Below are 24,533 nucleotides of genomic sequence, written 5' to 3' on the forward strand. Positions count from 1 at the left end.
TTTGGGAGGACTGGCTGATGCGTTGGGTTCTGGCTTTGATCGCGTTGTTGACGCTTGCGGGCGAAGCCGCCGCGCAGGCCAAGGGCAAGGGCATCCGGCTCTGGAATCTGACGACGGAAACGATCTCCGGCTTCCAGCTCTCGCCGGCCGGCAGGACCGACTGGGGACCGAACCAGTGCCTCAACGACAAGGACAAGGAGGTCGACCACGATGAGCGGCTGCGCATCACCGGCGTCGAGCCGGGCCGCTACGACGCCAAGGTCAGCTATCCCAATGCGCGGCAGTGCATCGTCCGCGACATCGAGATCAGGGCGGACGCTGTGTTCTCGATCGCCGACAAGGATCTGAAGGACTGCACGAAGTAGCGCGCCGCAAGCACTTCGCCTCATCCTGAGAGCCTGCGAAGCGGGCGTCTCGAAGGATGGCTGCGGGCGAGAGCCGGGCCTACATGGTTCGAGACGCGCTTCGCGCTCCTCACCATGAAGATCTTAGAGTAGCGCGCCCGACTTACGCCTTGTCGTTCGGGTGCGGATATTCGCAGCGCCAGCGCACCGCCTGCCATTTCGGATGCTCGCCGACCCATTGCGCGATATAGGGCGGCGCGGCCATCACGCATTGACGGGGCGACCCCGAATAGTTGAACACCAGATGCTGCTCCTCGCAGGTCGCAGGCGAGAGCACCGCACACACAGTCACCACTAGGTCAATCGGGTTCATGCCGGGATCCTGTCGCAAGGGGCGGTGGAGAATAGCATGAAGGGTTACGTTCCAGGGAGCGGGAAGTTTCAAACGGGGGTGAGAAACGGATGTTTCCCTCTCCCCGCACGCAAGGAGAGGCGAAGCAAGCACGCTAAAAATTCACGCCGAACACCAGTCGCGCCTGATGGCGCTCGAAATTGACGAGGTCCAGATTGCCGCCTGCGCCGGCCGGGCGACCCCAGGCCTGCATGCTCCAGCTCAGGGTCAGCCGCGACTTCTCCGATAGCTGGAAATAGGCCGTCGGCCCGACAAACAGAGCCTGGCCTGAGAACTCCCCGAGGCCGATGCCCTCATATTGTCGGAAATAGCGCATCTCGCCGCCGAGCAGCACGTTGGGGCGCACCCGCGCCAGGGCGGCAAACGCCGCGCCGATGGTCGAACTCTTCTCGGACGTCCCCGCCAGCTCGAAGCGTGCCCATTCCGGCTGATAGATCAAATTGAGCGCGCCGATGACGAAGTTCGGCACGAGCTCGCGGTCGAAGGCGAGCGTGAAGTCGGTGCCGTACATCCGCCCCTTGGCGCCGCTGGTCTCGTCGATACGGTCGCCATGGAGCTCGGCGGCGATGGTGAGACCGAACGGAGCACGCTCGCGATCAAGCAGGCGGTAACGCAGGTCGAGCGAGGCGCCCTGGAAATTGAACTGGCGGCGGTCGTCGATGTCGGGGACGCCGGTGATGTCGTGCAGGCTGGCCGTGCCGCCGAGCTCGATGCGGAAGTTCGGCAGCGGCACCACTTCGATCTCGACCTCCTGCGCGAGGGCACGATAGGCGCCGTCGCCCTTGCCGAAGCGGCCCGTGGTCTGGGTCTGAAATTCGCGCTCGCCGACGTTGCCGACATCGGTGCCGATCATGAAGCCGAAGATGTGCTCGGTATCAAAACCCTCTTCGGCGCCTGCGCATGCCGGCGCGAGCGCGACCGTGCACGCGACCGCCATCCAAATTGTGTGGGCTCCAATGCGCATCCGGCGAACACTACCACGGCTCCGATGGCATTCGCCACCGAAGCCGCGGCAGGTTCGTCAGTCTTACTTGCGCGCAGCGCAGGCGTACATGTTGATTTCCATGCCGACCGGCACTTCCACGATCTTCGGAGCTTTCCAAGCCATTCGGGGTCTCCCAAGGGATTGAGCGCGACATCGCGCGGGGCAAAACCTAGGGCTGCATCATGCACAGTGCAAGCTGGAATCGAACCGCTGTTACAGCGAACTGTCGAATATTGCTTGCGAATTTCGCTCTCGTGCAAATCGCCTTCGCTCCCAGTCAAGCGCTACCGCAGCAATCGCAGCAGCGCCCGGCCGGCGCGCGAGTTGAGCTCCTTTGCATCCAGCGTTCCGTCCTTGTCGGGATTGGCCGCATTGAAGCGCTGCTCCACCACGGACAGATATTCGTCGAGCGTGAGAGTCCCGTCGCGATCGGGATCGGCCGCGGCGAGCTCCTTCGCCGTTAACCGTCCGCGCAATTCGCGCGCGTCCAGCGTGCCGTCGTGATCGGGATCGAGCTTTGCGAACAGCGCGCTCGCAGCCTTCTTCACCTCGGCCAGATCGAGCGTGCCGTCATTGTCGGTATCGAACATCTTGACGGCGGATGCCGACCAGGCCGGGCCGGACAGAACTGCAAGCGTGAGCGCAAGTGCAACAGAGCGACGCGATATCATCAAGACCTCCCAGACCAAGAGCCCCGATTCGAGCGGGATCAGAGCAACATAAGTCGGCAAGGCGAGCCCAGGTTCAAGCAGAATTACAACCTGCGCGCCGCAACCTCAGGGAACCCAGGTGCCGCACCTGTGCCCGAGCACTGCGTCATGCCGCGGAATTTTTCCAGCGCCTGCACGCAAGTGAGAGTCGTCTGTAAGGTCTCCGTCAGGTGACTGGCATCCGGCGCTCAACATATCCGCGTCGCGATTACGACTTTCGTATTGACGCGTTTTGCATTCGGGCGGAGTGTTGCCGTCGCAGCGTCAAAAGGCGCGCATATTGGGAGGAACGGATGAAACGCTTTGCGATGGCCGCGGGCCTCGTCATGCTTGCATCGACGTGTGCGTACGCACAGACCACCGAGCAGCTGGTCAAGGGCGCGACCGATACATCGAACGTTCTCAACTATGGGATGGGCTACAATCTGCAGCGCTTCTCGACGCTGAACCAGATCAACAAGGACACCGTCAAGAACCTCGTCCCGGTCTGGAACTACTCCTTCAATGACGATCGCAGCGAGGAATCGCAGCCGCTGGTGTACCAGGGCGTGATCTACGTGACCTCCCACAACGCGACCATGGCGGTCGATGCCAAGACCGGCAAGCAGATCTGGAAATCCAAGATCGAATATCCCGCCGAGACGCCGCGTATCGTCTGCTGCGGCATCATCAATCGCGGCGCGGCGCTCTACGACGGCAAGGTGTTCCGAACCACGTTGGATGCCAACGTGATCGCGCTCGACGCCAAGGACGGCAAGGAGCTGTGGCGGCAGAAGGCGGCCGACATCAAGGAAGGCTATTCGATGACGGTGGCGCCGCTGGTCGCCGACGGTGTCGTCATCACCGGCATCTCCGGCGCCGAGTTCGGCACCCGCGGCTTCATCGACGGCTGGGATCCGGCGACGGGCAAGCATCTCTGGCGTACCCATTCGATTCCCTCGCCGGACGAGCCCGGCGGCGACACCTGGAAGGGCGACACCTGGAAGCTCGGCGGCGGCTCGACCTGGATCACCGGGTCCTACGATCCCGAGCTGAACACGGTGTATTGGGGCATCGGCAATCCCGGCCCGTTCAATTCGGCGGTTCGCCCCGGCGACAATCTCTATACCTGCTCCGTGCTGGCGATGGATCCCAAGACCGGCAAGATCAAGTGGCATTACCAGTTCTCGCCGAACAATCCGTTCGACTATGACTCGGTGGCCGAGATGGTGCTCGCCGACATGAACGTGGAGGGCAAGCCGACCAAGGTGCTGATGGACGCCAACCGCAACGGCTTCTTCTACGTGCTCGACCGCACCAATGGAAAGCTGCTCGCGGCCAACCCCTACGTAAAGGTCAACTGGGCGACCGGCATCGACATGAAGACGGGCCGTCCGATCGAGACCGATGTCAGCAAGGACGCGCGCGAAGGCAAGAAAGTGACGGTCTATCCGTCGATCCTCGGTGGCAAGAACTGGGAGCCGATGTCGTTCAACCCGCAGACCGGCCTCGCCTACGCCAACACCCTCGCCTTCGGCGGCAGGTACAAGACCGAGCCCGTTACCTTCAAGCAGGGTGAATGGTATCTCGGCATGGACCTCACCGACCTCTGGGAATGGGGTGACGGCGCGCGCGGTCATCTGAAGGCGATCGATCCCATGACCGGCAAGGCCAAGTGGGAAGCTCCCGCCGACATTCCGCGCTTCTCCGGCGTGCTGTCGACCGCGGGCGGCGTCGTCTTCACCGGCGCGCTGACCGGCGAGTTCGAAGCCTTCGATGCCGACACCGGCAAGAAGCTCTGGCAGTTCCAGACCGGCTCGGGCATCGAGGGACAACCGGTGACCTGGCAGCAGGACGGCGTGCAGTATGTCGCGGTCACGAGCGGCTATGGCGGCGTCTACTCGCTGTTCTCCGGCGACGAGCGGCTTGCCAAGGTGCCGCCCGGCGGCTCGCTGTGGGTTTTTGCGGTCAAGCAGTAACCACGGCACGATGCTGAAAGACGTAGCCCAGAAGACGGTGGCGACGATCGCCACCGTCGCGGTGCTGACGGTCGCGCTTGCGGCGACCGTCCGCGCCGCGGATGACGCAACCGGCAATCCCACCCAAATGCAGATCGACCACGGCAAGTCGACCTATGCTTCGAAATGCTCGCACTGCCACGGCCCGAACATGATGAACTCCGGCACCATCACGCCGGATTTGCGCGCCTTTCCCGACGACAAGACGCGCTTCGTCACCACCGTGAAGAACGGCAAGAACAACAAGATGCCGCCCTGGGGCGATATCCTGAACGACGACGAGATCGGTGATCTCTGGGCCTTCGTCTCGAGTCGGAGGAAGCCATGAGACGCTGGCTCGCGGTGTGGAGCGTTGCTGCGATGCTCGCGGCGGCCACCGCGCATGCGGCCGATGATCCGCTGAAAATCTGTCTCGACGAGGACCGGCCGCCGCTCTCGGTGCATCACAAGGGCAAGCCGGACGCCGGCTTCGACATGCTGCTGGCGCAGGCGATTGCGGAGCGGATGGGACGGCCGCTGAAGATCCAGTGGTTCGAAAGCAAGCTGGACGAGGATTCCAGCCCGCAGCTCGAGGCCAATGCACTGCTCTCAGACGGGCGCTGCGCGCTGGTCGGCGGCTACGCGCTGACGACGGATTCCCTCGTCAAGCCCGGCATGAAGACGGCGCGCCTGCCGGACTTCACTGGCGCCACCCGCGATGACCGGCGCCGCCGCGTCGCGCTCGGCGTGCTCACGCCGAGCCGGCCTTACGTCTATTCGCCCATGACGGTGGTGCTCGGGCCGAAGGCGCAGGGGCGCAAGATCGCCGACATCGGCGATCTCGCCGGCCTCCGCCTCGTGATCGAGAGCGGCTCGCTCGGCGATGCCATCCTGATGACCTTCGACAAGGGACGCCTGATCGACAGCATCACGCATCTCGTCCCCGGCCGCGGCGACCTGCTCGGCGCGCTCAACCGCGGCGACCATGACGCGACGTTGATCGACCTCGGTCGCTTCGACGCCTATCGCGCCGCGCATCCCGATACGGCGATCACCGCGTCCGGCTACTACTACCCGATCGGCGCCAATCGCGGCTATGTCGGGCTCGCCGGCGAGCCCGCGCTGATCGAGGCGGTCAACAAGGCGCTGACGGAGCTTGCCGCGGAAGACAAGATCGCAGAGTTCGGCAAGCAGGCCGGCCTGACCTATCTGCCGCCGCGCGAGCCGGCGATCCTGGGTGATGTCTGGATGAAGATCATTCAGCGGTGAGAGCTCTCGTGTCCCGGACGCGCTGCAACGCGCAAGCGTTGCTGCGCAGAGCCGGGACCCAGCAAGCTACGCAATTCGCTGCTGCGTAGGCCCCGGCTCTGCAGCGCACCGTCGGAGAGACGCTGCGCTGCGTCCGGGGCACGAGACCTGCGTTTTGCGCACGACTATTTCCGCATCGTCATTGCGAGCGAAGCGAAGCAATCCAGAGTCCGTTCGCGGAAAGATCCTGGATTGCTTCGCTGCGCTCGCAATGACGGCGCGTGGAGCCCGACATCGACTCGCCTAGCCCCGCCCTGAACGGCTATAATGTTCGCAATTCATTCGCCCTTTGTGTGCCCCGTGAATTCCCCCACCATGCCGCCTGCCGCCGACCTGCGCGACGTCCTCTCCCGCGAAATCAAGACCCGCGAGCTCTCTCGCGCGCTGATCGTCGTCGGCCCGATGGTCGCGGCCTATTTCATCGCGCGCGAGACGGCGCTGCTCAATCTCGCCCTGGTCGCGGTCTCGCTGCTCATTCCCGCGCTCAGGCTGCACCTGCCGCCCAAAGTGATCGCGTGGCACTACCTTGCCATTCTCGTCACCTTTTCCGCGCTCTTTCTCGCTGCTCCGATCAAGCCGTTGTTCGCGGTGCTGACGGCGCTCGCCGGCTTCCTGGCGGTGGCGGGGACGCGCTATGGCGAGCATTTCCGCACCCTCGGCAATTGGGTGTTCATTCCCGCCGTCTATCTCGCCTGTGAAGTGCGGGAGGGTGTCAGCGCGTCCGAGGCGCTGCGCCATGCCGGCGTGATCATCGTCTCCTCTCCGATCGCGCTGGCGCTGGTCTGCGCCATCCAGATTTACGACCGGCGCCGGCGCGACGGTGCCGCTTCGACCTCGTTCGGGTCGCCAGCGGACGCGTGGTTTCTGCCCGCGCTCGCAACCGCCATGGCGGTGTTCGCTGCGGCCGCGCTGGTCGAGATGCTCGACCTTGCGCAGGGGCAATGGGTGATGTGGTCGGCCGCAAGCGTCGTCGTCGGCGACCTCGCCGCCTCCACCGGCAAGCTGAAGCAGCGGGCGATCGGCGCCCTCGTCGGCGTGCCGCTGGGCTTCCTCGCCGGCATGGCGCTGCCGCAGAGCCGGGTCGGCTATGCGGTCGCTGTGCTCGCGGCCACCCTCACGCTGATCTCGTTCTCCCGCTACATCGTCGGCTTCGGCCTGCGCTGCTTCTTCATTGCGCTGGCTGCGTCTTTTGCCGGCGGCGCGAGCGGCATCGCCGAGGAGCGCATCGTCAACGTCCTGATCGGCGGCACCTTCGGCCTGATTGCAGTGGCGCTGACCGAAATCGTCTGGCTGCGGGTCGTACGAAAGGTGCGACCGTCCGGGTGACGCGCAAATGAGCAGCGCCGCTCTCTCGAATGCGCCAATCTGTCTCGCCCACCGGCCATGCCGGCGCCAGCCCGATGCAGTACCTTCGGCAAAAACCGGGAGAGAATCATGTCCGCCAAACTCGATCGCCGTCACTTTGTCGCCGCCGGCAGCGCCGCACTCGCGATGCCCTTTGTCTCGCGCAGCGCCTCGGCACAGGGCACATCGCAAGGCACCTGGCCGTCGCGGCAGATCCGCATGATTTGCAGCTATCCCGCCGGCGGGCAGACCGACCTGCTCGCACGCGCCTATGGCGAATTCATCTCCAAGCAGACCGGCAAGACCGTCGTCGTCGAGAACAAGCCCGGCGCCTCCGGGGCGATCGGCACCGCTGAGGTCGCCCGCGCGGAGCCCGACGGCCACACCATCCTGTGCTCGATCTCGACCACCTACATCATGAACCGGGTGGTGATGAAGAACCCGGGCTACGACATGGACAAGGATCTGACGCTGGTCAGCATCATTCCGGGCGCCGGCCTATTGCTGGTGGCGAACCCGAAAACCGGCGTCAAGACGCTGGAGGATTTCGTCGCCTTCGCGCGCAAGAGCGGCAAGGTGAATTTCGGCACCTACAGCGCGGGCTCGGCCCCGCACATGACGATCAACGAGCTCAACAAGCAGTACGGCCTCACCATCGAGCCGGTGCACTATCGCGGCGAGGCGCCGATGTGGACGGGCATGCTTGAGGGCACGCTCGATGCCGCCATGGGCAGCTACACGGCCGCGCAGTCGGTTCTGCAAAGCGACCGCGGCACCGTGTTCGCGGTGCATTCGAAGAAGGTCGATGCGATCCCGAACGTGAAGACGCTGCCCGAACAGGGCGCGACCTCAAAGTTCTTCACGGTGAGCGGTTTCTCGGGCTGGGCGGTGCCGAAGGCGACGCCACAGCCGGTGGTTGACCGCCTCGCCGAGCTCTGCGTCGCCGCCAACAACGATCCGAAGGTGAAGGAGGTTCTCGCGACCTTCGTGCTCGAACCCGCGATCGGCTTCAAGGAGACCAACGAGCTGTATCAGCGCGAGCTGCCGATCTGGATCGAGAGCGCAAAGTCGCTCGGGCTCGAGCCGGCCTGAACCTTGGGCAAGGCGCAGCGGAAAAGCGTCCGCTGCGCGGCCCGGCGTCCGACCAAAGCCTAGTGTTGGAAACGCATTTTCACGCTATGATTGTGCCGTTGCCGTGGGCCGCATGGGGCGGACAAGAAGGGCCGATCGCATGACACCGGATGCAGTCGCCGTCGCCGTTATGGTCATCCTGCTCTTTCCGATGGGCTATTTCACGCTGGCATCGCCCGCCTTCCTGCTGGTGAAGCTCGATATCCAGCCCGTCGCGCAGTTGCTGCGCGGAATGTTCAACGCCCATTTCCTGGTGATGCGCGTTGCCGGAATCATCGGAACGGTGATTCTCCTGCTCGACGGCCGCCTGCTTGCCGCGATGGGCGTCGGCGTGCTCGCGGCCCTGGCGATCTGGGGACGCCGCTGGTTCATGCAACGGATGGACGACCAGCTCAGCGCGAGGGACGCCGGCGATACCGAGGCTCCGCGTCGGTTGCGCCGGCTGCATTGGAGCGGAATGCTGGGCAACGCGGCGCTGCTCGTCGCTCTCGTGGCCAGCATTCCCTATATTGCGACGGCTGCGTAAGCGCGTCGGCCGACGCGCCGGAAGTTCTCCGGCGTGCGCCTAATGCTCGCCCGAGGCCGCCGTGCCCTGCTGGGCCTTGTGGATCGAGGACGGCACCACGCCGAAATACTTCCGGAACACGCGGCTGAAATGCGATGAGCTGGAGAACCCCCAGGAGAACGCCACGTCGGTGATGGTCTTGCCGGCGTGCGCCTCGAGCTCCTGGCGGCAGTTCTGCAGGCGCGCCTGCCAGATGTAGTCGCTCACCGTGGTGCCGCGCTCGGAGAACAGCATGTGCAGATAGCGCTTGGAGCAGCCGAGCTCGGCGGAGATCTGATCGATGCAAAGATCCGGATCGCGCAGGTGCTCGCGGATGAAGAACTGGGCGCGCACATACATCGCTTCGGGCCCGACGCGGTCGAACATCGTGTCGGCTTCGCGCAGCGGCAGCAGCAACAGGTCGATCAGCGAATCGGCGACGCCGACCGCGCTGTTCGCGGACAGTTTTGCCGCCTCGTCGAAGGTCGCATGGACGAAATCATGGGCGATCCGCCCCGTCCCCGTCTTCGCCGACAATTTGCACGCGGGCATCCGCTGCGAGGGGAAGCCGCGGTCGCGCAGCAGCGCCTTCGGCACGATCACCACATCGTGACGCGTGAAGGCGGGGCTGATGATCGAATGCGGGCAGGAGACGTCATAGGCGATGATGTCGCCCGGATTGATTTCGATGTGGCGGCCTTCCTGCTCGAAATAAGACACCCCGTAGGTCTGGAAGTGAATTTTTATGTACGGGTGTTCATTGGCCTTGGCGCGCGCCATCGTGTGCGCGATGCGATGCTGGCTGACCTCGATCTGACAGAGCTTCAGGCGCGAGACCGTGGTGTAGTCGATGCGGCCTTCGAGAGAGGACGCCTCCAGCGGATCGACGTCGAAATACCCGCACAGGCTCGTCAGCCCGTCGATCCAACTCTGGATCTGCCGCTTCGGCGTCATTCCAGTCGTCGAAAGCGTGTGAATGGTGTCGGACATTAATCCAGCCACTGGTTTGATCCGGAGATTCGACGCGAATCGCGACCAGCGCCACCGGAGCCCTCAGCCGTGATTGCGTGACGTTTACCTCGAATTTGAGCGGTCTTTTGCAACGAGCGCCATCGTTCCATTGCCACTCTTGAAACTTAATCCTCCGCCTTAGTTGCAGCGCCGTCAAGGGGAACCTGAGCGTTGAAGGCGGTGCAAAAGGCTTACCGAAGCCGCTGAATTCGCTACTGCAAAATCAAAATCTTCGCCTCCGTGCGCTGTCAAGCAAACCGCCTTCTCTCTTGGGCAAGTTTCCCGATGGCGAAGTGGTTAGGGATTGCGGCAGGAACAACAAGAACGGGCCGCTCCTGCACGTGGACCCGTGGCTCTCATCAGGAGGAGGAAACACCACAGCATCGTTTCTGGTCCCAAAGTGACCGCCCTGCACGAGCAGACGCCGGACGAGAAGCCCGGTGATTGAGCAATGCTTCGGAAACAATAAACGAGACCAACGGAGGAAATGACTATGCGCAAGGTGCTACTGGCGACCTATCTTGGCTCCGCGGCGGCTCTCGCCGTCGGCAGCGCTTCAGCCAATGACGAGCTGATCAAGATGTCGCAGAACCCGAAGGACTGGGTAATGCCGGCGGGGGACTACGCCAATACCCGCTATTCCAAGCTGAACCAGATCAACGCACAAAACGTGGGCAAGCTCCAGGTGGCCTGGACCTTCTCGACCGGCGTGCTGCGTGGCCATGAAGGCGGCCCGCTGATCATCGGCAACGTCATGTACGTCCACACGCCGTTCCCGAACAAGGTCTACGCTATTGACCTTTCCAATGAGAACAAGATCATCTGGAAGTACGAGCCCAAGCAGGATCCGAACGTCATTCCGGTGATGTGCTGCGACACGGTGAATCGCGGCTTGGCCTATGGCGACGGCAAGATCATCCTGCATCAGGCCGACACCAACCTCGTCGCGCTCGATGCCAAGACAGGCCAGGTGGCCTGGAGCTCGACCAACGGCAACCCTGCGAAGGGTGAGACCGGCACCTCGGCGGCGCTCGTCGTCAAGGACAAGGTCCTGGTCGGCATCTCCGGCGGCGAATTCGGCGTGCAGTGCCACGTCACCGCTTACGATCTGAAGAGCGGCAAGCAAGTCTGGCGCGCCTTCTCGGAAGGTCCGGATGACCAGATCAAGGTCGATCCGGCCAAGACGACGTCGCTCGGCAAGCCGGTCGGAGCCGACTCCTCGCTGAAGACCTGGCAAGGCGATCAGTGGAAGATCGGCGGCGGCTGCACCTGGGGCTGGATGTCCTACGATCCCGCTCTGAACCTGGTCTATTACGGGTCGGGCAACCCCTCGACCTGGAATCCAAAGCAGCGTCCGGGCGACAACAAGTGGTCGATGACCATCTTCGCGCGCGACGCCGACACCGGCATGGCCAAGTGGGTCTATCAGATGACGCCCCACGACGAGTGGGACTATGACGGCGTCAACGAGATGATCCTCTCGGATCAGCAGATCAACGGCCAGGCGCGCAAGCTCCTGACCCATTTCGACCGCAACGGTCTCGCCTACACCATGGACCGTGAGAACGGCGAGCTGCTGGTCGCCGAAAAGTACGATCCGAAGGTGAACTGGACCTCCGGCGTCGACATGGACAAGAACTCGCCGACCTATGGCCGTCCGAAGGTGCTCGACGCAGCTTCGACCGACAAGGCCGGTGAAGACCACAACGTGAAGGGCATCTGCCCGGCCGCGCTCGGCACCAAGGACGAGCAGCCCGCAGCCTACTCGCCGGAGACGCAGCTGTTCTACGTCCCGACCAACCACGTCTGCATGGACTACGAGCCGTTCAAGGTGAGCTACACCGCGGGCCAGCCCTATGTGGGTGCGACGCTCTCGATGTATCCGCCGCAGGGTGAAAGCCACATGGGCAATTTCATCGCCTGGGACGGCAAGACCGGCAAGATCGTCTGGTCGAACAAGGAGCAGTTCTCGGTCTGGTCGGGTGCGCTCGCAACAGCCGGCGGCGTGGTGTTCTACGGCACGCTCGAAGGCTACCTGAAGGCGGTCGACGCCAAGTCCGGCAAGGAGCTCTACAAGTTCAAGACTCCCTCCGGCATCATCGGCAACGTCACGACCTATGAGAACGGCGGCAAGCAGTATGTCGCAGTGCTCTCCGGCGTCGGTGGCTGGGCCGGCATTGGTCTGGCCGCAGGCCTGACCGATCCGACCGCCGGGCTCGGCGCAGTCGGCGGCTACGCGGCCCTCAGCAACTACACGGCGCTCGGCGGTACGCTGACCGTGTTCTCGCTGCCGACGAACTAGGCCCGTTCAGTATCGCTCCGGCGCGTGGATCAACTCCACGCGCCGGCTCGTCTCCACCGAACGCCTTCGAGGAAAAATCTCTTGCGTAAAATCTGCTTTGTCATTGCTGCGATGATCTTCGTTGGGTCGGGAGGAATTGCGACCGCGGACGGTCCGGGCGACCCGGCCGCCGTGAAGAAAGAAGACGACGGGAAATGGCTCGATAAGGAAGGAAACCCGACCTACAAGATTTCGGCCGACGGCACCGTGGACTGGTTCACCTATTCCGGCTACCGCCGCTATCACTCCGACTGCCACGTCTGCCATGGCCCCGACGGCATGGGATCCACCTACGCGCCGGCGCTGAAGGATTCGGTCAAGACGATGAGCTATGGCGACTTCCTTGGAGTCGTCGCCTCCGGTCGCAAGAACATCTCGACTGCGCAGGAGAACGTCATGCCCGCCTTCGGCGACAACCCCAACGTCGCCTGCTACATGGATGATCTCTATGTCTATCTGCGCGCGCGCTCCGACGAGGCGTGGGGCCGACAGCGTCCCTCCAAGAAGGAGGAGAAGAATGAGGCCTATACCAAGGCCGAAGACGCCTGCATGGGCAAGAAATGAACGTTGCGAGGACCGCCGAGACTACGTCCTGGCGTCTTACGAGAATTTGAGGAGCTACCAATGAAGACACGTGCCGCCGTCGCTTTCGAAGCAAAGAAGCCGCTCGAGATCGTCGAAGTCGACCTGGAAGGGCCCAAGGCCGGCGAGGTCCTGGTCGAGATCAAGGCAACGGGCATCTGCCACACCGACGCCTACACGCTCGACGGTTTCGACAGCGAGGGAATCTTCCCGTCGATCCTGGGCCATGAGGGCGCGGGCATCATCCGCGAGATCGGCCCCGGCGTGACCTCGGTGAAGCCGGGTGACCACGTCATCCCGCTCTACACGCCGGAATGCCGGCAGTGCAAAAGCTGCCTGAGCCAGAAGACCAATCTCTGCACCGCGATTCGCGCGACGCAGGGCAAGGGCGTGATGCCCGACGGCACCAGCCGCTTCTCCTACAAGGGCAAGCCGATCTACCACTACATGGGCTGCTCGACCTTCTCGAACTTCACCGTGCTGCCGGAGATCGCGGTCGCCAAGATCCGCGAGGACGCCCCCTTCGACAAGAGCTGCTACATCGGCTGCGGCGTCACCACCGGCGTCGGCGCCGTGGTCAACACCGCCAAGGTCGAGCCGGGCGCCAACGTGGTCGTGTTCGGCCTCGGCGGCATCGGGTTGAACGTGATCCAGGGCGCCAAGATGGCCGGCGCCGACAAGATCATCGGCGTCGACATCAACGACTCCAAGGAGGATTGGGGCCGCCGGTTCGGCATGACCCACTTCGTCAACCCGAAGAAGGTCACCGGCGACATCGTCCAGCACCTGGTCGGCCTCACCGATGGCGGCGCCGACTACACCTTCGACTGCACCGGCAACACCACCGTGATGCGCCAGGCGCTGGAAGCCTGCCATCGCGGCTGGGGCACCTCGATCATCATCGGCGTCGCCGAAGCCGGCAAGGAGATCGCCACCCGCCCGTTCCAGCTCGTCACCGGGCGCAACTGGCGCGGCACGGCGTTCGGCGGCGCGCGCGGCCGCACCGACGTGCCGAAGATCGTCGACTGGTACATGAACGGAAAGATCCAGATCGATCCGATGATCACCCACGTGCTCAAGCTCGAAGAGATCAACAAGGGCTTTGACCTTATGCACGAGGGAAAATCCATCCGTTCAGTCGTCGTGTTCTAGCTCGAAATCGTCACCCCAAAGGAGGATCGACCCATGACTGTTGCACTCCATCCCTCGATCGATAACGGCGTCAAACAGGGCAGCGGCAGCTTTGCCGGCGGCACGTTGGCCTGCAAATGCGCGGACCATCAGGTCAAGGTCGCCGTCAAGGGCGACGTCGCCCACAACCACGCGTGCGGCTGCACCAAGTGCTGGAAACCGCAGGGCGCGATCTTCTCGGTCGTGGCCGTGGTGCCGCGCCAGAACATCACCGTGCTCGAGAACGGCGACAAGCTTCAGATCGTCGATCCCTCCGCGGTGATCCAGCGCTACGCTTGCACCGGTTGCGGCACGCACATGTACGGCCGCATCGAGAACAAGAACCATCCGTTCTACGGCCTCGACTTCATCCACGCCGAACTGTTCCAGGAGCAGGGTTCGGCAGCGCCGCAATTCGCCGCCTTCGTCTCGTCGGTGATCGAATCGGGCGTGAAGCCGGAGCAGATGGGCGGAATACGGTCTCGGTTCAAGGAGCTTGGGCTTGAGCCCTATGACTGCCTGTCGCCTGCACTGATGGACGCGATCGCGACCCACGTGGCCAAAGCCAAGGCCGCCTGAACAAGGCAGCTTGAACTGAACGGGCCGCCTCAGCCGGCGGCCCACGCTCTCGCCACGCCCGTCCGATCGCTGGTTGCCCCACTCCCAGCGAACCGGACGGGCCTGGCCCTGGACGATCGCGGCGAAGCCGCCTCCTCGCCTTCGATGGACTGGCGAGAACCATCGGCTCCCTCAGTCCTGGTCTCTGAATGACTGCGCAGGGCCGCCAGCTTCCGTCTTGAAGTTTGCGGCGCTTGCGTTTCTCCCTCCCTCGACTGAGGCATCCTGCTTCGTCCGCGCAGTCTTCCTGGCGGACGAAGCCTTTTTTCGTTACCCATCCGCGGGCGCACGGTGCGCGTGGCGCGATGTCGCGCCCTGCTTTTGACAAACCATCGATGCAATCTTTTCCCGGTGAGAACACTCGGCTGTGAACGCCGGGCCGGTGCGATCTCTGCTAGGTTCGTACCGTCACGATGCCGCACGAAATTCAAACAATTAAGAACAACACGGGGAGGTATCGAGCACATCCAGACATCGCCATCGGCGTTCCTGCCTCCCTCCGGGATTTGCCCGCGCGGGATGATGGCGGGATGTGGCGCCACGACGCACGAACCACCGCCGACTCACGTCGGCGATTTGAATTTGGCATGCTTATGAAGAGCGAGGGACGATCATGATCAAGGTGAAGATCAACGGCCAGGAACAGAGCTGGGACGGCGACCCGGATCTCCCGCTACTCTGGTTCCTGCGTGACGAGGCAGGGCTGACCGGCACCAAGTTCGGCTGCGGCCAGGCCCTGTGCGGCGCCTGCACCGTCATCATCGACAAGCAGGCCGTGCGCGCCTGCATCACGTCGGTGAACGACGTCGCCGGACGCGAGGTCACGACGATCGAGGGGCTGCACCCGAGCGGCGATCACCCGGTTCAAAAGGCCTGGCGCCAGGTCAACGTTCCCCAATGCGGCTTCTGCCAGGCCGGCCAGATCATGCAGGCCGCCGCGCTTCTGATGGACAATCCAAAGCCGTCGCACGACCAGATCCGCGAGGCGATGGCCGGCAACATCTGCCGCTGCGGCTGCTATCAGCGCATCGAGAACGCGGTCCATCTCGCATCGACGGGAGTGTGACATGAATTTCATCGACAATCCCCGCAAGCTTCGCGGCTTCGAAAAGCATATCAGGGTCGAGAAGGTCTCGCGCCGCAGCATCCTGAAGGGGCTCGGCGTCACCGGTGGCTTCGTGCTTGCCGCGCCCGTGATGTCACGCCAGGCCCTCGCCTATGAGACAGGCGCCGGCAAGATGCCGCACGGCGTCGTGATCGATCCGCGCGTGTTCGTTTCGGTTGCGCCGGATGGCATCGTCACCATCGTCGGGCACCGCTCCGAAATGGGCACGGGCGTGCGCACCAGCCTGCCGCTGATCGTGGCCGAGGAAATGGAAGCCGACTGGTCCAAGGTCAAGGTGCAGCAGGCCCATGGCGACGAGGTCAAGTTCGGCAACCAGGACACCGACGGCTCGCGCAGCACGCGGCACTATCTGATCCCGATGCGCCAGATCGGCGCCTCCGCCCGCACCATGCTGGAGCAGGCCGCGGCGAAACGCTGGAAGGTGCCGGCGACCGAGGTCAAGGCTGTCAATCACGAGGTCGTCCACAGCGCCAGCGGACGCAAGCTCGGCTTCGGCGAGCTTGCTGCCGACGCCGCCAAGGAATCGGTGCCTGCTATCGAAGGCCTCAAGCTGAAGGACCCCCGGGATTTCCGCTATCTCGGCAAGGGCCAGATCGGCATCGTCGATCTTCACGACATCACCACCGGGAAGGCGCGATACGGCGCCGACGTGCGCTTGCCCGGCATGAAGTACGCGGCGATCGCGCGGCCGCCGGTGACCGGCGGCAAGCTGGTCAAGTTCGAGCCGGACGAGGCGCTGAAGGTGCCCGGCGTCGAAAAGGTGATGCAGGTGCAGGGCTGGCCGTGGCCGTCGAAATTCCAACCGCTCGGCGGCGTCGCCGTGATCGCGCGCAACACCGGCGCGGCGATCAAGGGCCGCGATGCGCTGAAGCTGACCTGGGACGACGGCCCCAACGGCAAGTACGAGTCGGCCGCCTATCGCAAGGAGCTCGAGGAGGCCTCGCGCAAGCCCGGCCTGGTCCTGCGCCAGGAGGGCGATGCGGACGCCGCCCTGAAGGGCGCCGACAAGGTCATCGTGGGCGAGTACTACATCCCGCACCTCGCCCATGTCAGCATGGAGCCGCCGGTGGCGGTGGCCGACGTCAAGGGCGACAAGGCCGAGATCTGGGCGCCGGTGCAGAGCCCGGGCGGCACGCGCGAGGATGTCGCCAAGACACTCGGCATTCCGGAAGCGAACGTCACCGTCAACGTGACGCTGCTCGGCGGCGGTTTCGGTCGCAAGTCGAAATGCGACTTTGCGCTCGAAGCCGCGCTCCTGTCGAAGGAGCTCGGCGCACCGGTGAAGGTGCAGTGGACGCGGGAGGACGACATCCACAACGGCTTCCTGCACACCGTCTCGGTCGAGCGGATCGAGGCCGGTCTCGACAAGAGCGGCAAGGTGGTCGCCTGGCGCCACCGTAGCGTGGCCCCCAGCATCGCCTCGACCTTTGCGGCCGGCACGGTGCATCAGGCGCCATTCGAAATCGGCATGGGCCTCGTCGACATGCCGTTCGAGATCGCCAACATCTCTTGCGAGAATCCGGAAGCGGCTGCGCACACCCGTATCGGCTGGTTCCGCTCGGTCTCGAACATCCCGCGCGCCTTCGCGGTGCAGTCGATGGTCGGCGAGATCGCGCAGGCCACAGGCCGCGACCAGAAGGAGACGCTGCTCGCGCTGATCGGCAGCCCGCGCATCGTCAAGCCGGCGGTGAAGGACCTCTGGAACTATGGCGAGCCCTTTGACAGTTACCCGATCGATACCGCGCGCCTGCGCAAGGTGGTCGAGCTGGTCGCCGAGAAGGGCGAATGGGGACGTCAGGTGCCGAAGGGGCACGGTCTCGGCATCGCCGTGCACCGCAGCTTCGTCAGCTACATCGCGACCATCGTCGAGGTCGCCGTCGATGAGAAGGGCAAATTGACGGTGCCGCGGGTCGACACCGCGATCGACTGCGGCACTTATGTCAACCCCGAGCGCATCGCCTCGCAGATCGAGGGCGCGGCGATCATGGGCCTGAGCATCGCCAAATACGGCGAGATCACGTTCAAGGACGGCAAGGTGCAGCAGAAGAACTTTGACGACTTCCAGGTCGTCAGGATGGATGACTCTCCTGTGGTGACCAACGTCTACATCGTGCCGCCTGGCCCGGACACGCCGCCGAGCGGCGTCGGCGAGCCCGGCGTACCGCCTTTGGCGCCGGCGCTGATCAACGCCATCTTCGCGGCGACCGGGAAACGCATCCGGAGCTTGCCGATCGGCAAGCAATTGGAGGCATAAGGGAACGGAACAGAGGCGGCCTCGCGCCGTTTCCATCGATCTGACAGGAGCAGATCGATGATCAACATCTCAAGGGCGCTCGCAGTCTCGCTGTCGGGCGCCTTTCTTTTGGCTGCCGCAGGCGCATCCGCCCAGAGCAGCGCCACGCCCCCGACCACAGCCACGCGCCCCACCGCGCCGGACCAGAACTCGCTGCCCAACGCCAACGCTCCACCGGCGTCGACGACCCAGACCACCGGGCAGAGCAGTCCGGATCCGAAGGTTCGGGAGATGAACCAGAAGGAGAAGGACAAGGTGGATCGCCAGGGGAAGTAGCGGTTTGGCGCCTGCGCATTGATATGTCCCTTCCGCTTGCGGGCAGGGCTGAAGAAGCGTGGCGGATAGCTCGCCCGCGGCCCATCCTTCGAGACGCCTGCCGATGGCGGGCCCTCAGGATGAGGACGGAGTGTGCGGCAGCAATCTCAGCGGGCCAATGCTGCTTAGCCTCATCCTGCCTTGTGGGGAAGGCGACGACGCTTGTTGCCAAGGGGAAGGACGCAGGCCCACGCAAAAATGCGGCGGACGTTGCCGTCCGCCGCATTCGCCACCCCCCTGCTGCTCCGCCTTCGTCGATCCGCCCGCGGAGCTATTTCTTCAGCGCGAACACCCAGATCACGCCGCCCTGCGGCACGTTGGCCTCGATACCGATGTTGTTGGTGACCAGCGCATCCTGGATGCGCTGCGCATCCACGCCCCATCCCGACTGGATCGCGATGTACTGGACACCGTCGACCTCATAGGACACCGGCATGCCCATGATGCCGGAGTTGGTCTTCTGCTCCCACAACAGCTCACCGGTCTTGGCGTTGAAGGCGCGGAAGTTGCGGTCGTTGGTACCGCCGGCGAAGACGAGATCGCCCGCGGTTGCCGTGACCGATCCGAACAGCTGCGACTTCGGGAAATTGTGCTGCCACACCTTCTTGCCGGTGACGGGATCCCACGCCTGCAGCTCGCCGAAATGATCGGCGCCAGGCTTTGTCTTCAGCCCGATGTCTTCGGGCTTGGTACCGAGCCAGAGCTCACCCGGCTTGAGCGCAACCTTCTCGCCGGTGAAGCCACCGCAGAAGTTCTCGTTGGCGGGCACGTAGACCAGCTTGGTCCGTTCGCTATAGGCGGCCGACGGCCAATCCTTGCCGCCCCACAGCGACGGGCAGAATTCGACGCGCTTGCCGATGACGGGCTTGTGCGCGGGATCGACGATCGGCTTGCCGCTCTCGGCATCGATGCCCTTCCAGACATCGGTCGAGACGAATGGCCAGCCGGCGACATAGTTGATCTTGGTCGGCGTGCGCTCGAGCACCCAGAAGATCGCGTCGCGTCCCGGGTGGACCAGGCTCTTGATGTTGCGGCCATCGCGTTGCAGGTCGATCAGCATCGGCGCCTCGACCTCGTCCCAATCCCAGGAATCGTTCTGGTGATATTGGTGATAGGTCTTGATCTTGCCGTTGTTCGGATCGAGCGCGAGCACCGACGAGGTGTAGAGATTGTCGCCGGGATGAGTCTCGCCGGGCCATGGCGCCGCATTGCCGACGCCCCAATAGATCGTCTTGGTGTCCTTGTCGTAATTGCCGGTCATCCAGGCTGAGCCGCCGCCGTTCTTCCAGTCGTCGCCCTGCCAGGTGTCGTGACCGGGCTCGCCTTCACCGGGAATGGTGTAGGTCCGCCACAGCTCCTTGCCGTCCTTGGCGTCATAGGCGGCGACATAGCCGCGCACGCCGAACTCGCCGCCGGAGCCACCGACGATGACCTTGCCGTCGACGATCAGCGGCATCAGGGTCATGTACTGGCCCTTCTTGTAGTCCTGCACCTTGGTGTCCCACACCACCTTGCCGGTCTTGGCATCGAGCGCGACGACGTGGTCGTCGGTGGTGGCGAGATAGAGCTTGTCCTCCCAGAGGCCGACGCCGCGGCTGGTCGGATGCAGCTGGAACAGATCATCCGGAAGTTGCCGCTTGTAGCGCCAGTATTCGTCGCCGGTCTTCGCGTTCAGCGCGATCACCTGCCCCATCGGGGTCGCCACGAACATCACGCCGTTGTTGATGATGGGCGGCGCCTCGTGGCCTTCGACCACGCCGGTGGCAAAGGTCCAGACCGGCGTGAGATTCTTCACGTTCGAGGCGTTGATCTGGTCGAGCGGGCTGTAGCCCTGCCCGTCATAGGTCCGCCTGTAGAGCATCCAGTTGGCGGGTTCCGGATTTTCCAGCCGCTGCGCGGTGACCGGCGTGTAGCTCTCGATCGGGCCGGCGATTGCGGCGGTCGCGGCAAGACAGGTGAAGGCGACGAAGCCGGACAGGTACCATTGCTTCCTGGTCATGGACGTTCCCCTTTTCATCCGTTTGAATTCTTGTGAATTCTTGTCGTTCGTCCCGTCGTCCGCCCGTCGGCGGATGCGGCCTCTCGTGACGCGGGCATACCCCGCACCGTCCATCATCCCGGCTGCGCGCCACCTACCTTTCCGACGAAGTTGCCGGCGACGCTGAGTGATCCATCAGCGAGCGCGAGCGGCAGCGCCGCGAGCCGCCGCGGCGCCGGTCCGAACACGACCTGCGCGCCCGCGCGAGGATCGTATTCGGAGTTGTGGCACATGCACTTGAACACCTCCTTGTCGCCGACATCGCTCTTGACCCAGGCGGTGACGGGACAGCCGGCATGCGAGCAGATCGCCGAATAGGCGAGGATGCCATCGACGGCACGCTCACGGGTCTTTTCGTCGAGCTCGTTGGGATCGAGGCGGATGATCAGGATCTCGTTGAGCCGGGATGCGCTGCGCACCACCGACGTCTTGGGGTCCTTCGGCCAGGCATGCACCGGCGGCCCGCCGGCCGCCAGATCGGCCAACGTGACCGGCTTTCCTTCCTGGTCGCCTTCGGAGAAGACGAGCACGTCACCTTTCTGAGGCCGTTCGTCGGAGCCAGGCGCATCCTCGCCGGCGCGCGCCTGGGTAGAACAGCCGAGGCATGCGGTGGTGGCGAGTGCACCGAGCAGCAGCGTTCGCCGCGTCTGCTCGGTGCCCGCGTCAACTTCAGGTTCCGCAGCACTCTCGGAGGGTGAAGATGTGGTGTTGAACGATGCGCGAGCCATGCCCGCTAGCAGGCGCTGGAACTCTGCCGAAAACAAGGCGAAGAATTGGCGCCGCAGTGCATCAATATGGCTTTGCTCGCGTTGATTGAATGAGAATGAACGCGAGCAAGCGTGTTTTCGCAAATTCTACTTCGCATTGCGCGAACAGCATGATGATTTTGCAGATCAGACCGATGCTACAGGAATTGGTGCAACGCGCCATCACGCGATGCGTGCTGCACATTTCTCAGGCACGCATTTTGTATTCACGACCTGAGCACGTGACGCGGTGAAGCGATGCGGCCTGCAACAGTTGCCGACGCCATCTCAAAACTGTCGGCGATACGACGGGCCTTGTCGATGAAGAGCGCGGCCGCCGGAGGCGGGCAGACTTCGCGTGCGGTCTGTTCGAACAGATCGAGCCAGCGATCGAAATGGCCGCCGACCAGGCTCAGCGGCAGATGCGCCCGCATCGGCGAGCCATGATAGCGGCCGCTCATCAGCACGACCGACGACCAGAAATCCGTGAGCTTGGCGAGATGCTCGTCCCAATTCTGCACGATCGCGAACACCGGCCCCAGCAGCGCGTCCTTGCGCACGCGCCCGTAAAAGCGGGTGACGAGCTCCCCGATCATCTCCTCAGTGATCCCGGTGCGCTCGATCGCATCCTGGGTCAACAGGTTCCGTCGCACAGCCGCAGCTTCGCGCTCGGCCTTCAGTCGATCCGACATGTCCTTTGTTTTCCGTTCCGTTGTTCCCGCAAGGCCGCCCGTTCGACATTGTCGGGCCAATCGCGCGCGGCGTCTTTGTCGCAGCGCAAATTGCGGGATCTGGCGGCGGACGCTCGACGCCCGCCGCCGACGCCTTGATCAGGCGTTGTAAGTGTAAAAACCCTGCCCGGTCTTGCGACCGAGATGGCCGGCATCGACCATCTCTTTGAGCAGCGGCGCTGGCCGATATTTAGGATCGTTGAAGCCTTTGTAAAAGACCTCCATGACCGAGAGCATGGTGTCGAGGCCGACGAGATCGGCGAGCGCCAGAGGCCCGATCGGATGGTTGCAGCCGAGCTTCATGCCGGCGTCGATCTCTTCCGCGGTCGCGATGCCTTCCTGGAGCGCGAAGATCGCTTCGTTGATCATCGGGCAGAGGATGCGGTTGACGGCGAAGCCCGGGCTGTTCTTGGCGGTGATCGCCACCTTGCCGACGCGCTGGGCGAAATCGAGCGCCTTGGCGTGGGTGTCGTCGGAGGTCTGCAAGCCCCGGATGAGTTCCAGCAGCGCCATCACCGGCACCGGGTTGAAGAAGTGCATGCCGATGAAACGGTCGGGACGATCGGTCGCCGCCGCGAGCTTGGTGATCGAGATCGAGGAGGTGTTGGTGGCAACCAGCGTGCGCGGCGACAGGTTGGCGCAGAGATCCTTCAGGATCTTGACCTTGAGCTCCTCGTTCTCGGTGGCGGCCTCGATGACGAGGTCGCAATTCGACAGCTTCGCGCGGTCGGTCGTGCCGGTGATGCGCTTGAGCGTCGCCTCGCGGTCGGCCGCCGACATCTTCTCTTTCTTGACTAGCCGCTCGAGGCTACCGCCAACGGTCGACAGGCCGCGGTTCACCGCCGCGTCGGAGATGTCGACCATCACGACCGAGAGCCCAGCCGCGGCGCAGATCTGCGCGATACCGTTCCCCATGGTGCCTGCCCCGATGATGCCAACGCTCTGGATCATTGCCTCATATCCTTCATCCTAGCGGGCCAGCCGGCTACCGGCCCGGCCCCATTGTTTCTGCATCAGGGTCTAGCACCGCCAAGGGGCGCCTGCGACCTGATCCTGCCTCTTCCTTAAAGCATCCAAGGAGGGAATAAAGCCGTTCGTCCGCGGCGAAAAGGCATGATTTGGCACCGTTGGAGCCTGTTTTGCCCGGGTTTGCACCACATCCCACCTCCGCCGACCCTCATCTCACCCGAGACGCAGCACCTTGCCCGGATTCATGATGTTGTCGGGGTCGAGCGCCCGCTTGATCGTACGCATGATGTCGAGCTCGGTCCTGGCGCGATAGTGCTGGAGCTCGTCGAGCTTCTCGATGCCGATGCCGTGTTCGGCCGAGATCGAGCCGCCCATGGACGTGATGAGGTCGTTGACGGCCCGTGTGATCGCCGGCGAATACTGGCCGAGCGTGGCGCGATCCATGCCCTTCGGACCCATGAAGGAGAAGTGCACATTGCCGTCGCCGATGTGGCCGAGCGGATAAGGGCGGATCGTCGGCAGGATGTCGAGCGCGGACTTCAGACCCTTGTCGATGAATTCGGGAATCCGGGAGATCGCGACCGACACGTCGTAGCTCAAACCGGGCCCCTCGGCGCGCGAGGCCTCGGCCACGCTTTCGCGGATGCGCCACATGTTGCGCGACTGCGTTTCGGTTTGCGCGATCACCGCATCGAGCACCCGGCCCGCATCGAGCTGATCAGCCAGAAACTGCTCCATCCTGTCCGACATGCCTGCACCGCCGTCCTGCCGCGGGCGGGCCGACGACCATTCGAGCAGGAGATACCAATCGGTCTCCGCCTTGAGAGGATCCTGCGCGCCGGGAATATGCCGCAGCACCATATCGATGCATGCGCGGCTCATGAGCTCGCAGGAACTGACATTGTCGTCGGAGGCCGCATGCGCCTCCGACAGGAGCTCGATCGCGGCGCTGGGATCGCGGATTGCGAGCCACGCCGCGCAGACGTCCTTCGGCGTGGGCCAGAGCTTCAGCACCGCCTTGGTGATGATGCCGAGCGTGCCTTCAGCGCCCATGAACAGGTGCTTGAGGTCGTAGCCGGTGTTGTCCTTCTTGAGCGCACGCAGCCCGTCCCAGACATCTCCGTTGGCCAGGACGACCTCGAGGCCCAGCACCAGATTGCGCGCATTGCCGTAGCGCAACACCTGCACGCCGCCGGCGTTGGTAGAGAGATTGCCCCCGATCATGCACGAGCCCTGCGCGCCCAGGCTGAGCGGAAACAAGCGATCATGGCGCGCGGCCGTGTCCTGAAGCGTCTGGAGGATGCAGCCCGCCTCCACGGTCATGGTGTAGCCGACGGAATCGACATGCAGCACGTGGTTCATGCGGCCGAGCGAAAGCAGGATGCCGCGATGCACGGGCCACGGCGTGGCACCGCCCATCAGGCCCGTGTTGCCGCCCTGCGGCACGATGGCAATGCCATTGTCGTGGCAGAGCTTGACGACCGCGGAGACTTCCGCGGTGCTGGCTGGTCGCACGACCGCTGCAGCCTGCCCGGTGAGCTCGCCGCGCCAGTCGGTCACGAACGGCCGTTTGTCGTGCTCATCCAGGATCAGGCCCTTGTCGCCCACGATGGCTCGCAGGCGGTCGAGAACGGCCGGCGTCACGGGCACGGTCGGAATGGAGGGAGCGGTGACAAGGGCAGCACCCGGCATGTGTTCCTCTCTTTGCGGCTCTTCTGCGCAGCCTTGGGCTGCGCCGGCCTTCTTTGTTGTTTTCAGGTCTTGCGTTTGCACGATGAGGCTAGCATGAAGGCCGCGCTTGGGGGAACGTCGCCCGACATGAGGCCCGCGCGGATCTGT

The 24,533-nt window shown here is 64.0% G+C and carries 23 protein-coding genes and 1 pseudogene; 14 read left to right on the forward strand and 10 right to left on the reverse strand.

Going from position 1 to position 24,533, the window contains the following annotated elements; genetic code table 11:
- The first annotated feature begins 17 nt into the window (after positions 1-17).
- A complete protein-coding gene (locus tag IQ16_RS20855) occupies positions 18-365 on the forward strand; it encodes a hypothetical protein (RefSeq protein WP_145831723.1) in 348 nt (115 codons plus the stop codon).
- Positions 366-507: 142 nt separating this feature from the next.
- Here the strand turns inward: IQ16_RS20855 and IQ16_RS20860 are convergent, their stop codons facing one another.
- The 4 genes and pseudogenes from IQ16_RS20860 to lanM all read right to left on the reverse strand — a co-directional run bounded on the left by IQ16_RS20860 (position 508) and on the right by lanM (position 2,412).
- A complete protein-coding gene (locus tag IQ16_RS20860; protein WP_018642677.1) occupies positions 508-717 on the reverse strand; it encodes a hypothetical protein in 210 nt (69 codons plus the stop codon).
- A gap of 133 nt (positions 718-850) precedes the next feature.
- Positions 851-1,758 (reverse strand): annotated as a pseudogene (locus IQ16_RS20865) (DUF6662 family protein).
- 25 nt (positions 1,759-1,783) lie between these two features.
- A complete protein-coding gene (gene pqqA / locus IQ16_RS20870) occupies positions 1,784-1,864 on the reverse strand; it encodes a pyrroloquinoline quinone precursor peptide PqqA (RefSeq protein WP_012029362.1) in 81 nt (26 codons plus the stop codon).
- Between the two features lie 161 nt (positions 1,865-2,025).
- Positions 2,026-2,412 (reverse strand): lanmodulin LanM, encoded by a 387-nt coding sequence (lanM, locus tag IQ16_RS20875; protein WP_026311941.1) that lies wholly within the window; start codon positions 2,410-2,412, stop codon positions 2,026-2,028.
- A gap of 332 nt (positions 2,413-2,744) precedes the next feature.
- Here lanM and IQ16_RS20880 point away from each other — a divergent pair, with 332 nt between their 5' ends.
- The 6 genes from IQ16_RS20880 to IQ16_RS20905 all read left to right on the forward strand — a co-directional run bounded on the left by IQ16_RS20880 (position 2,745) and on the right by IQ16_RS20905 (position 8,736).
- Entirely contained in the window at positions 2,745-4,409 is a 1,665-nt protein-coding gene (locus IQ16_RS20880) for a methanol/ethanol family PQQ-dependent dehydrogenase (RefSeq protein ID WP_018642675.1), read from the forward strand.
- 10 nt (positions 4,410-4,419) lie between these two features.
- Entirely contained in the window at positions 4,420-4,776 is a 357-nt protein-coding gene (locus tag IQ16_RS20885; protein WP_018642674.1) for a c-type cytochrome, read from the forward strand.
- On the forward strand, positions 4,773-5,696 hold the full coding sequence (locus tag IQ16_RS20890) for a substrate-binding periplasmic protein (RefSeq protein ID WP_018642673.1): 924 nt from the start codon (positions 4,773-4,775) through the stop codon (positions 5,694-5,696). Before IQ16_RS20885 ends, IQ16_RS20890 begins: the two co-directional genes overlap by 4 nt.
- A 339-nt stretch (positions 5,697-6,035) precedes the next feature.
- The gene (locus IQ16_RS20895) at positions 6,036-7,061 is read left to right on the forward strand and encodes an FUSC family protein (protein WP_035666273.1); all 1,026 of its coding nucleotides are present in this window, start codon (positions 6,036-6,038) and stop codon (positions 7,059-7,061) included.
- Between the two features lie 108 nt (positions 7,062-7,169).
- Complete coding sequence (locus IQ16_RS20900; RefSeq protein WP_018642671.1) at positions 7,170-8,171, forward strand: Bug family tripartite tricarboxylate transporter substrate binding protein; 1,002 nt, start codon at positions 7,170-7,172, stop codon at positions 8,169-8,171.
- Positions 8,172-8,310: 139 nt separating this feature from the next.
- Entirely contained in the window at positions 8,311-8,736 is a 426-nt protein-coding gene (locus IQ16_RS20905; protein WP_018642670.1) for a hypothetical protein, read from the forward strand.
- A gap of 39 nt (positions 8,737-8,775) precedes the next feature.
- Here the strand turns inward: IQ16_RS20905 and IQ16_RS20910 are convergent, their stop codons facing one another.
- The gene (locus IQ16_RS20910; RefSeq protein WP_018642669.1) at positions 8,776-9,744 is read right to left on the reverse strand and encodes a helix-turn-helix domain-containing protein; all 969 of its coding nucleotides are present in this window, start codon (positions 9,742-9,744) and stop codon (positions 8,776-8,778) included.
- Positions 9,745-10,258: 514 nt separating this feature from the next.
- On the opposite strand from IQ16_RS20910, the gene xoxF5 reads away from it, so the two are divergent.
- The 7 genes from xoxF5 to IQ16_RS20950 all read left to right on the forward strand — a co-directional run bounded on the left by xoxF5 (position 10,259) and on the right by IQ16_RS20950 (position 18,171).
- Complete coding sequence (gene xoxF5, locus IQ16_RS20915; RefSeq protein WP_018642668.1) at positions 10,259-12,067, forward strand: lanthanide-dependent methanol dehydrogenase XoxF5; 1,809 nt, start codon at positions 10,259-10,261, stop codon at positions 12,065-12,067.
- Positions 12,068-12,178: 111 nt separating this feature from the next.
- Positions 12,179-12,670, forward strand: a complete 492-nt coding sequence (locus tag IQ16_RS20920; RefSeq protein WP_026311940.1) for a c-type cytochrome, methanol metabolism-related — start codon at positions 12,179-12,181, stop codon at positions 12,668-12,670.
- Positions 12,671-12,730: 60 nt separating this feature from the next.
- Entirely contained in the window at positions 12,731-13,840 is a 1,110-nt protein-coding gene (locus IQ16_RS20925; protein ID WP_018642666.1) for an S-(hydroxymethyl)glutathione dehydrogenase/class III alcohol dehydrogenase, read from the forward strand.
- Positions 13,841-13,873: 33 nt separating this feature from the next.
- Entirely contained in the window at positions 13,874-14,437 is a 564-nt protein-coding gene (gene gfa, locus IQ16_RS20930) for an S-(hydroxymethyl)glutathione synthase (protein ID WP_018642665.1), read from the forward strand.
- A 652-nt stretch (positions 14,438-15,089) separates the two neighbouring features.
- A complete protein-coding gene (locus IQ16_RS20940; protein WP_018642664.1) occupies positions 15,090-15,542 on the forward strand; it encodes a (2Fe-2S)-binding protein in 453 nt (150 codons plus the stop codon).
- A gap of 1 nt (position 15,543) precedes the next feature.
- Entirely contained in the window at positions 15,544-17,856 is a 2,313-nt protein-coding gene (locus IQ16_RS20945; protein ID WP_018642663.1) for a xanthine dehydrogenase family protein molybdopterin-binding subunit, read from the forward strand.
- A gap of 57 nt (positions 17,857-17,913) precedes the next feature.
- On the forward strand, positions 17,914-18,171 hold the full coding sequence (locus IQ16_RS20950; RefSeq protein ID WP_018642662.1) for a hypothetical protein: 258 nt from the start codon (positions 17,914-17,916) through the stop codon (positions 18,169-18,171).
- A 310-nt stretch (positions 18,172-18,481) separates the two neighbouring features.
- Here IQ16_RS20950 and IQ16_RS20955 read toward each other — a convergent pair whose 3' ends face one another.
- The 5 genes from IQ16_RS20955 to IQ16_RS20975 form a co-directional block, all read right to left on the reverse strand.
- The gene (locus tag IQ16_RS20955) at positions 18,482-20,209 is read right to left on the reverse strand and encodes a methanol/ethanol family PQQ-dependent dehydrogenase (RefSeq protein WP_018642661.1); all 1,728 of its coding nucleotides are present in this window, start codon (positions 20,207-20,209) and stop codon (positions 18,482-18,484) included.
- A 113-nt stretch (positions 20,210-20,322) separates the two neighbouring features.
- Positions 20,323-20,976 carry a QcrA and Rieske domain-containing protein gene (locus IQ16_RS20960; protein ID WP_018642660.1) on the reverse strand — a complete coding sequence of 218 codons (654 nt, stop codon included), beginning with the start codon at positions 20,974-20,976 and terminating at the stop codon, positions 20,323-20,325.
- Between the two features lie 245 nt (positions 20,977-21,221).
- Entirely contained in the window at positions 21,222-21,686 is a 465-nt protein-coding gene (locus IQ16_RS20965; protein ID WP_018642659.1) for a group III truncated hemoglobin, read from the reverse strand.
- 138 nt (positions 21,687-21,824) lie between these two features.
- Complete coding sequence (locus tag IQ16_RS20970; protein ID WP_018642658.1) at positions 21,825-22,676, reverse strand: 3-hydroxybutyryl-CoA dehydrogenase; 852 nt, start codon at positions 22,674-22,676, stop codon at positions 21,825-21,827.
- A gap of 231 nt (positions 22,677-22,907) precedes the next feature.
- On the reverse strand, positions 22,908-24,386 hold the full coding sequence (locus IQ16_RS20975) for an FAD-binding oxidoreductase (RefSeq protein WP_018642657.1): 1,479 nt from the start codon (positions 24,384-24,386) through the stop codon (positions 22,908-22,910).
- Between the last annotated feature and the right edge of the window lie 147 nt (positions 24,387-24,533).

This window comes from Bradyrhizobium huanghuaihaiense, assembly GCF_007830635.1.
GTDB lineage: Bacteria > Pseudomonadota > Alphaproteobacteria > Rhizobiales > Xanthobacteraceae > Bradyrhizobium > Bradyrhizobium huanghuaihaiense.

Bases quoted from the DNA above. Each gene is read 5' to 3' on its own strand.
- IQ16_RS20950 (WP_018642662.1), top strand. From the start codon at position 17,914: ATGATCAACATCTCAAGGGCGCTCGCAGTCTCGCTGTCGGGCGCCTTT.
- IQ16_RS20965 (WP_018642659.1), bottom strand. From the start codon at position 21,686: ATGTCGGATCGACTGAAGGCCGAGCGCGAAGCTGCGGCTGTGCGACGG.
- IQ16_RS20945 (WP_018642663.1), top strand. From the start codon at position 15,544: ATGAATTTCATCGACAATCCCCGCAAGCTTCGCGGCTTCGAAAAGCAT.
- xoxF5 (WP_018642668.1), top strand. From the start codon at position 10,259: ATGCGCAAGGTGCTACTGGCGACCTATCTTGGCTCCGCGGCGGCTCTC.
- lanM (WP_026311941.1), bottom strand. From the start codon at position 2,412: ATGATATCGCGTCGCTCTGTTGCACTTGCGCTCACGCTTGCAGTTCTG.
- pqqA (WP_012029362.1), bottom strand. From the start codon at position 1,864: ATGGCTTGGAAAGCTCCGAAGATCGTGGAAGTGCCGGTCGGCATGGAA.
- IQ16_RS20855 (WP_145831723.1), top strand. From the start codon at position 18: ATGCGTTGGGTTCTGGCTTTGATCGCGTTGTTGACGCTTGCGGGCGAA.
- gfa (WP_018642665.1), top strand. From the start codon at position 13,874: ATGACTGTTGCACTCCATCCCTCGATCGATAACGGCGTCAAACAGGGC.
- IQ16_RS20905 (WP_018642670.1), top strand. From the start codon at position 8,311: ATGACACCGGATGCAGTCGCCGTCGCCGTTATGGTCATCCTGCTCTTT.
- IQ16_RS20940 (WP_018642664.1), top strand. From the start codon at position 15,090: ATGATCAAGGTGAAGATCAACGGCCAGGAACAGAGCTGGGACGGCGAC.
- IQ16_RS20910 (WP_018642669.1), bottom strand. From the start codon at position 9,744: ATGTCCGACACCATTCACACGCTTTCGACGACTGGAATGACGCCGAAG.
- IQ16_RS20890 (WP_018642673.1), top strand. From the start codon at position 4,773: ATGAGACGCTGGCTCGCGGTGTGGAGCGTTGCTGCGATGCTCGCGGCG.
- IQ16_RS20960 (WP_018642660.1), bottom strand. From the start codon at position 20,976: ATGGCTCGCGCATCGTTCAACACCACATCTTCACCCTCCGAGAGTGCT.
- IQ16_RS20925 (WP_018642666.1), top strand. From the start codon at position 12,731: ATGAAGACACGTGCCGCCGTCGCTTTCGAAGCAAAGAAGCCGCTCGAG.
- IQ16_RS20900 (WP_018642671.1), top strand. From the start codon at position 7,170: ATGTCCGCCAAACTCGATCGCCGTCACTTTGTCGCCGCCGGCAGCGCC.
- IQ16_RS20885 (WP_018642674.1), top strand. From the start codon at position 4,420: ATGCTGAAAGACGTAGCCCAGAAGACGGTGGCGACGATCGCCACCGTC.
- IQ16_RS20880 (WP_018642675.1), top strand. From the start codon at position 2,745: ATGAAACGCTTTGCGATGGCCGCGGGCCTCGTCATGCTTGCATCGACG.
- IQ16_RS20970 (WP_018642658.1), bottom strand. From the start codon at position 22,676: ATGATCCAGAGCGTTGGCATCATCGGGGCAGGCACCATGGGGAACGGT.
- IQ16_RS20975 (WP_018642657.1), bottom strand. From the start codon at position 24,386: ATGCCGGGTGCTGCCCTTGTCACCGCTCCCTCCATTCCGACCGTGCCC.
- IQ16_RS20920 (WP_026311940.1), top strand. From the start codon at position 12,179: ATGATCTTCGTTGGGTCGGGAGGAATTGCGACCGCGGACGGTCCGGGC.
- IQ16_RS20860 (WP_018642677.1), bottom strand. From the start codon at position 717: ATGAACCCGATTGACCTAGTGGTGACTGTGTGTGCGGTGCTCTCGCCT.
- IQ16_RS20955 (WP_018642661.1), bottom strand. From the start codon at position 20,209: ATGACCAGGAAGCAATGGTACCTGTCCGGCTTCGTCGCCTTCACCTGT.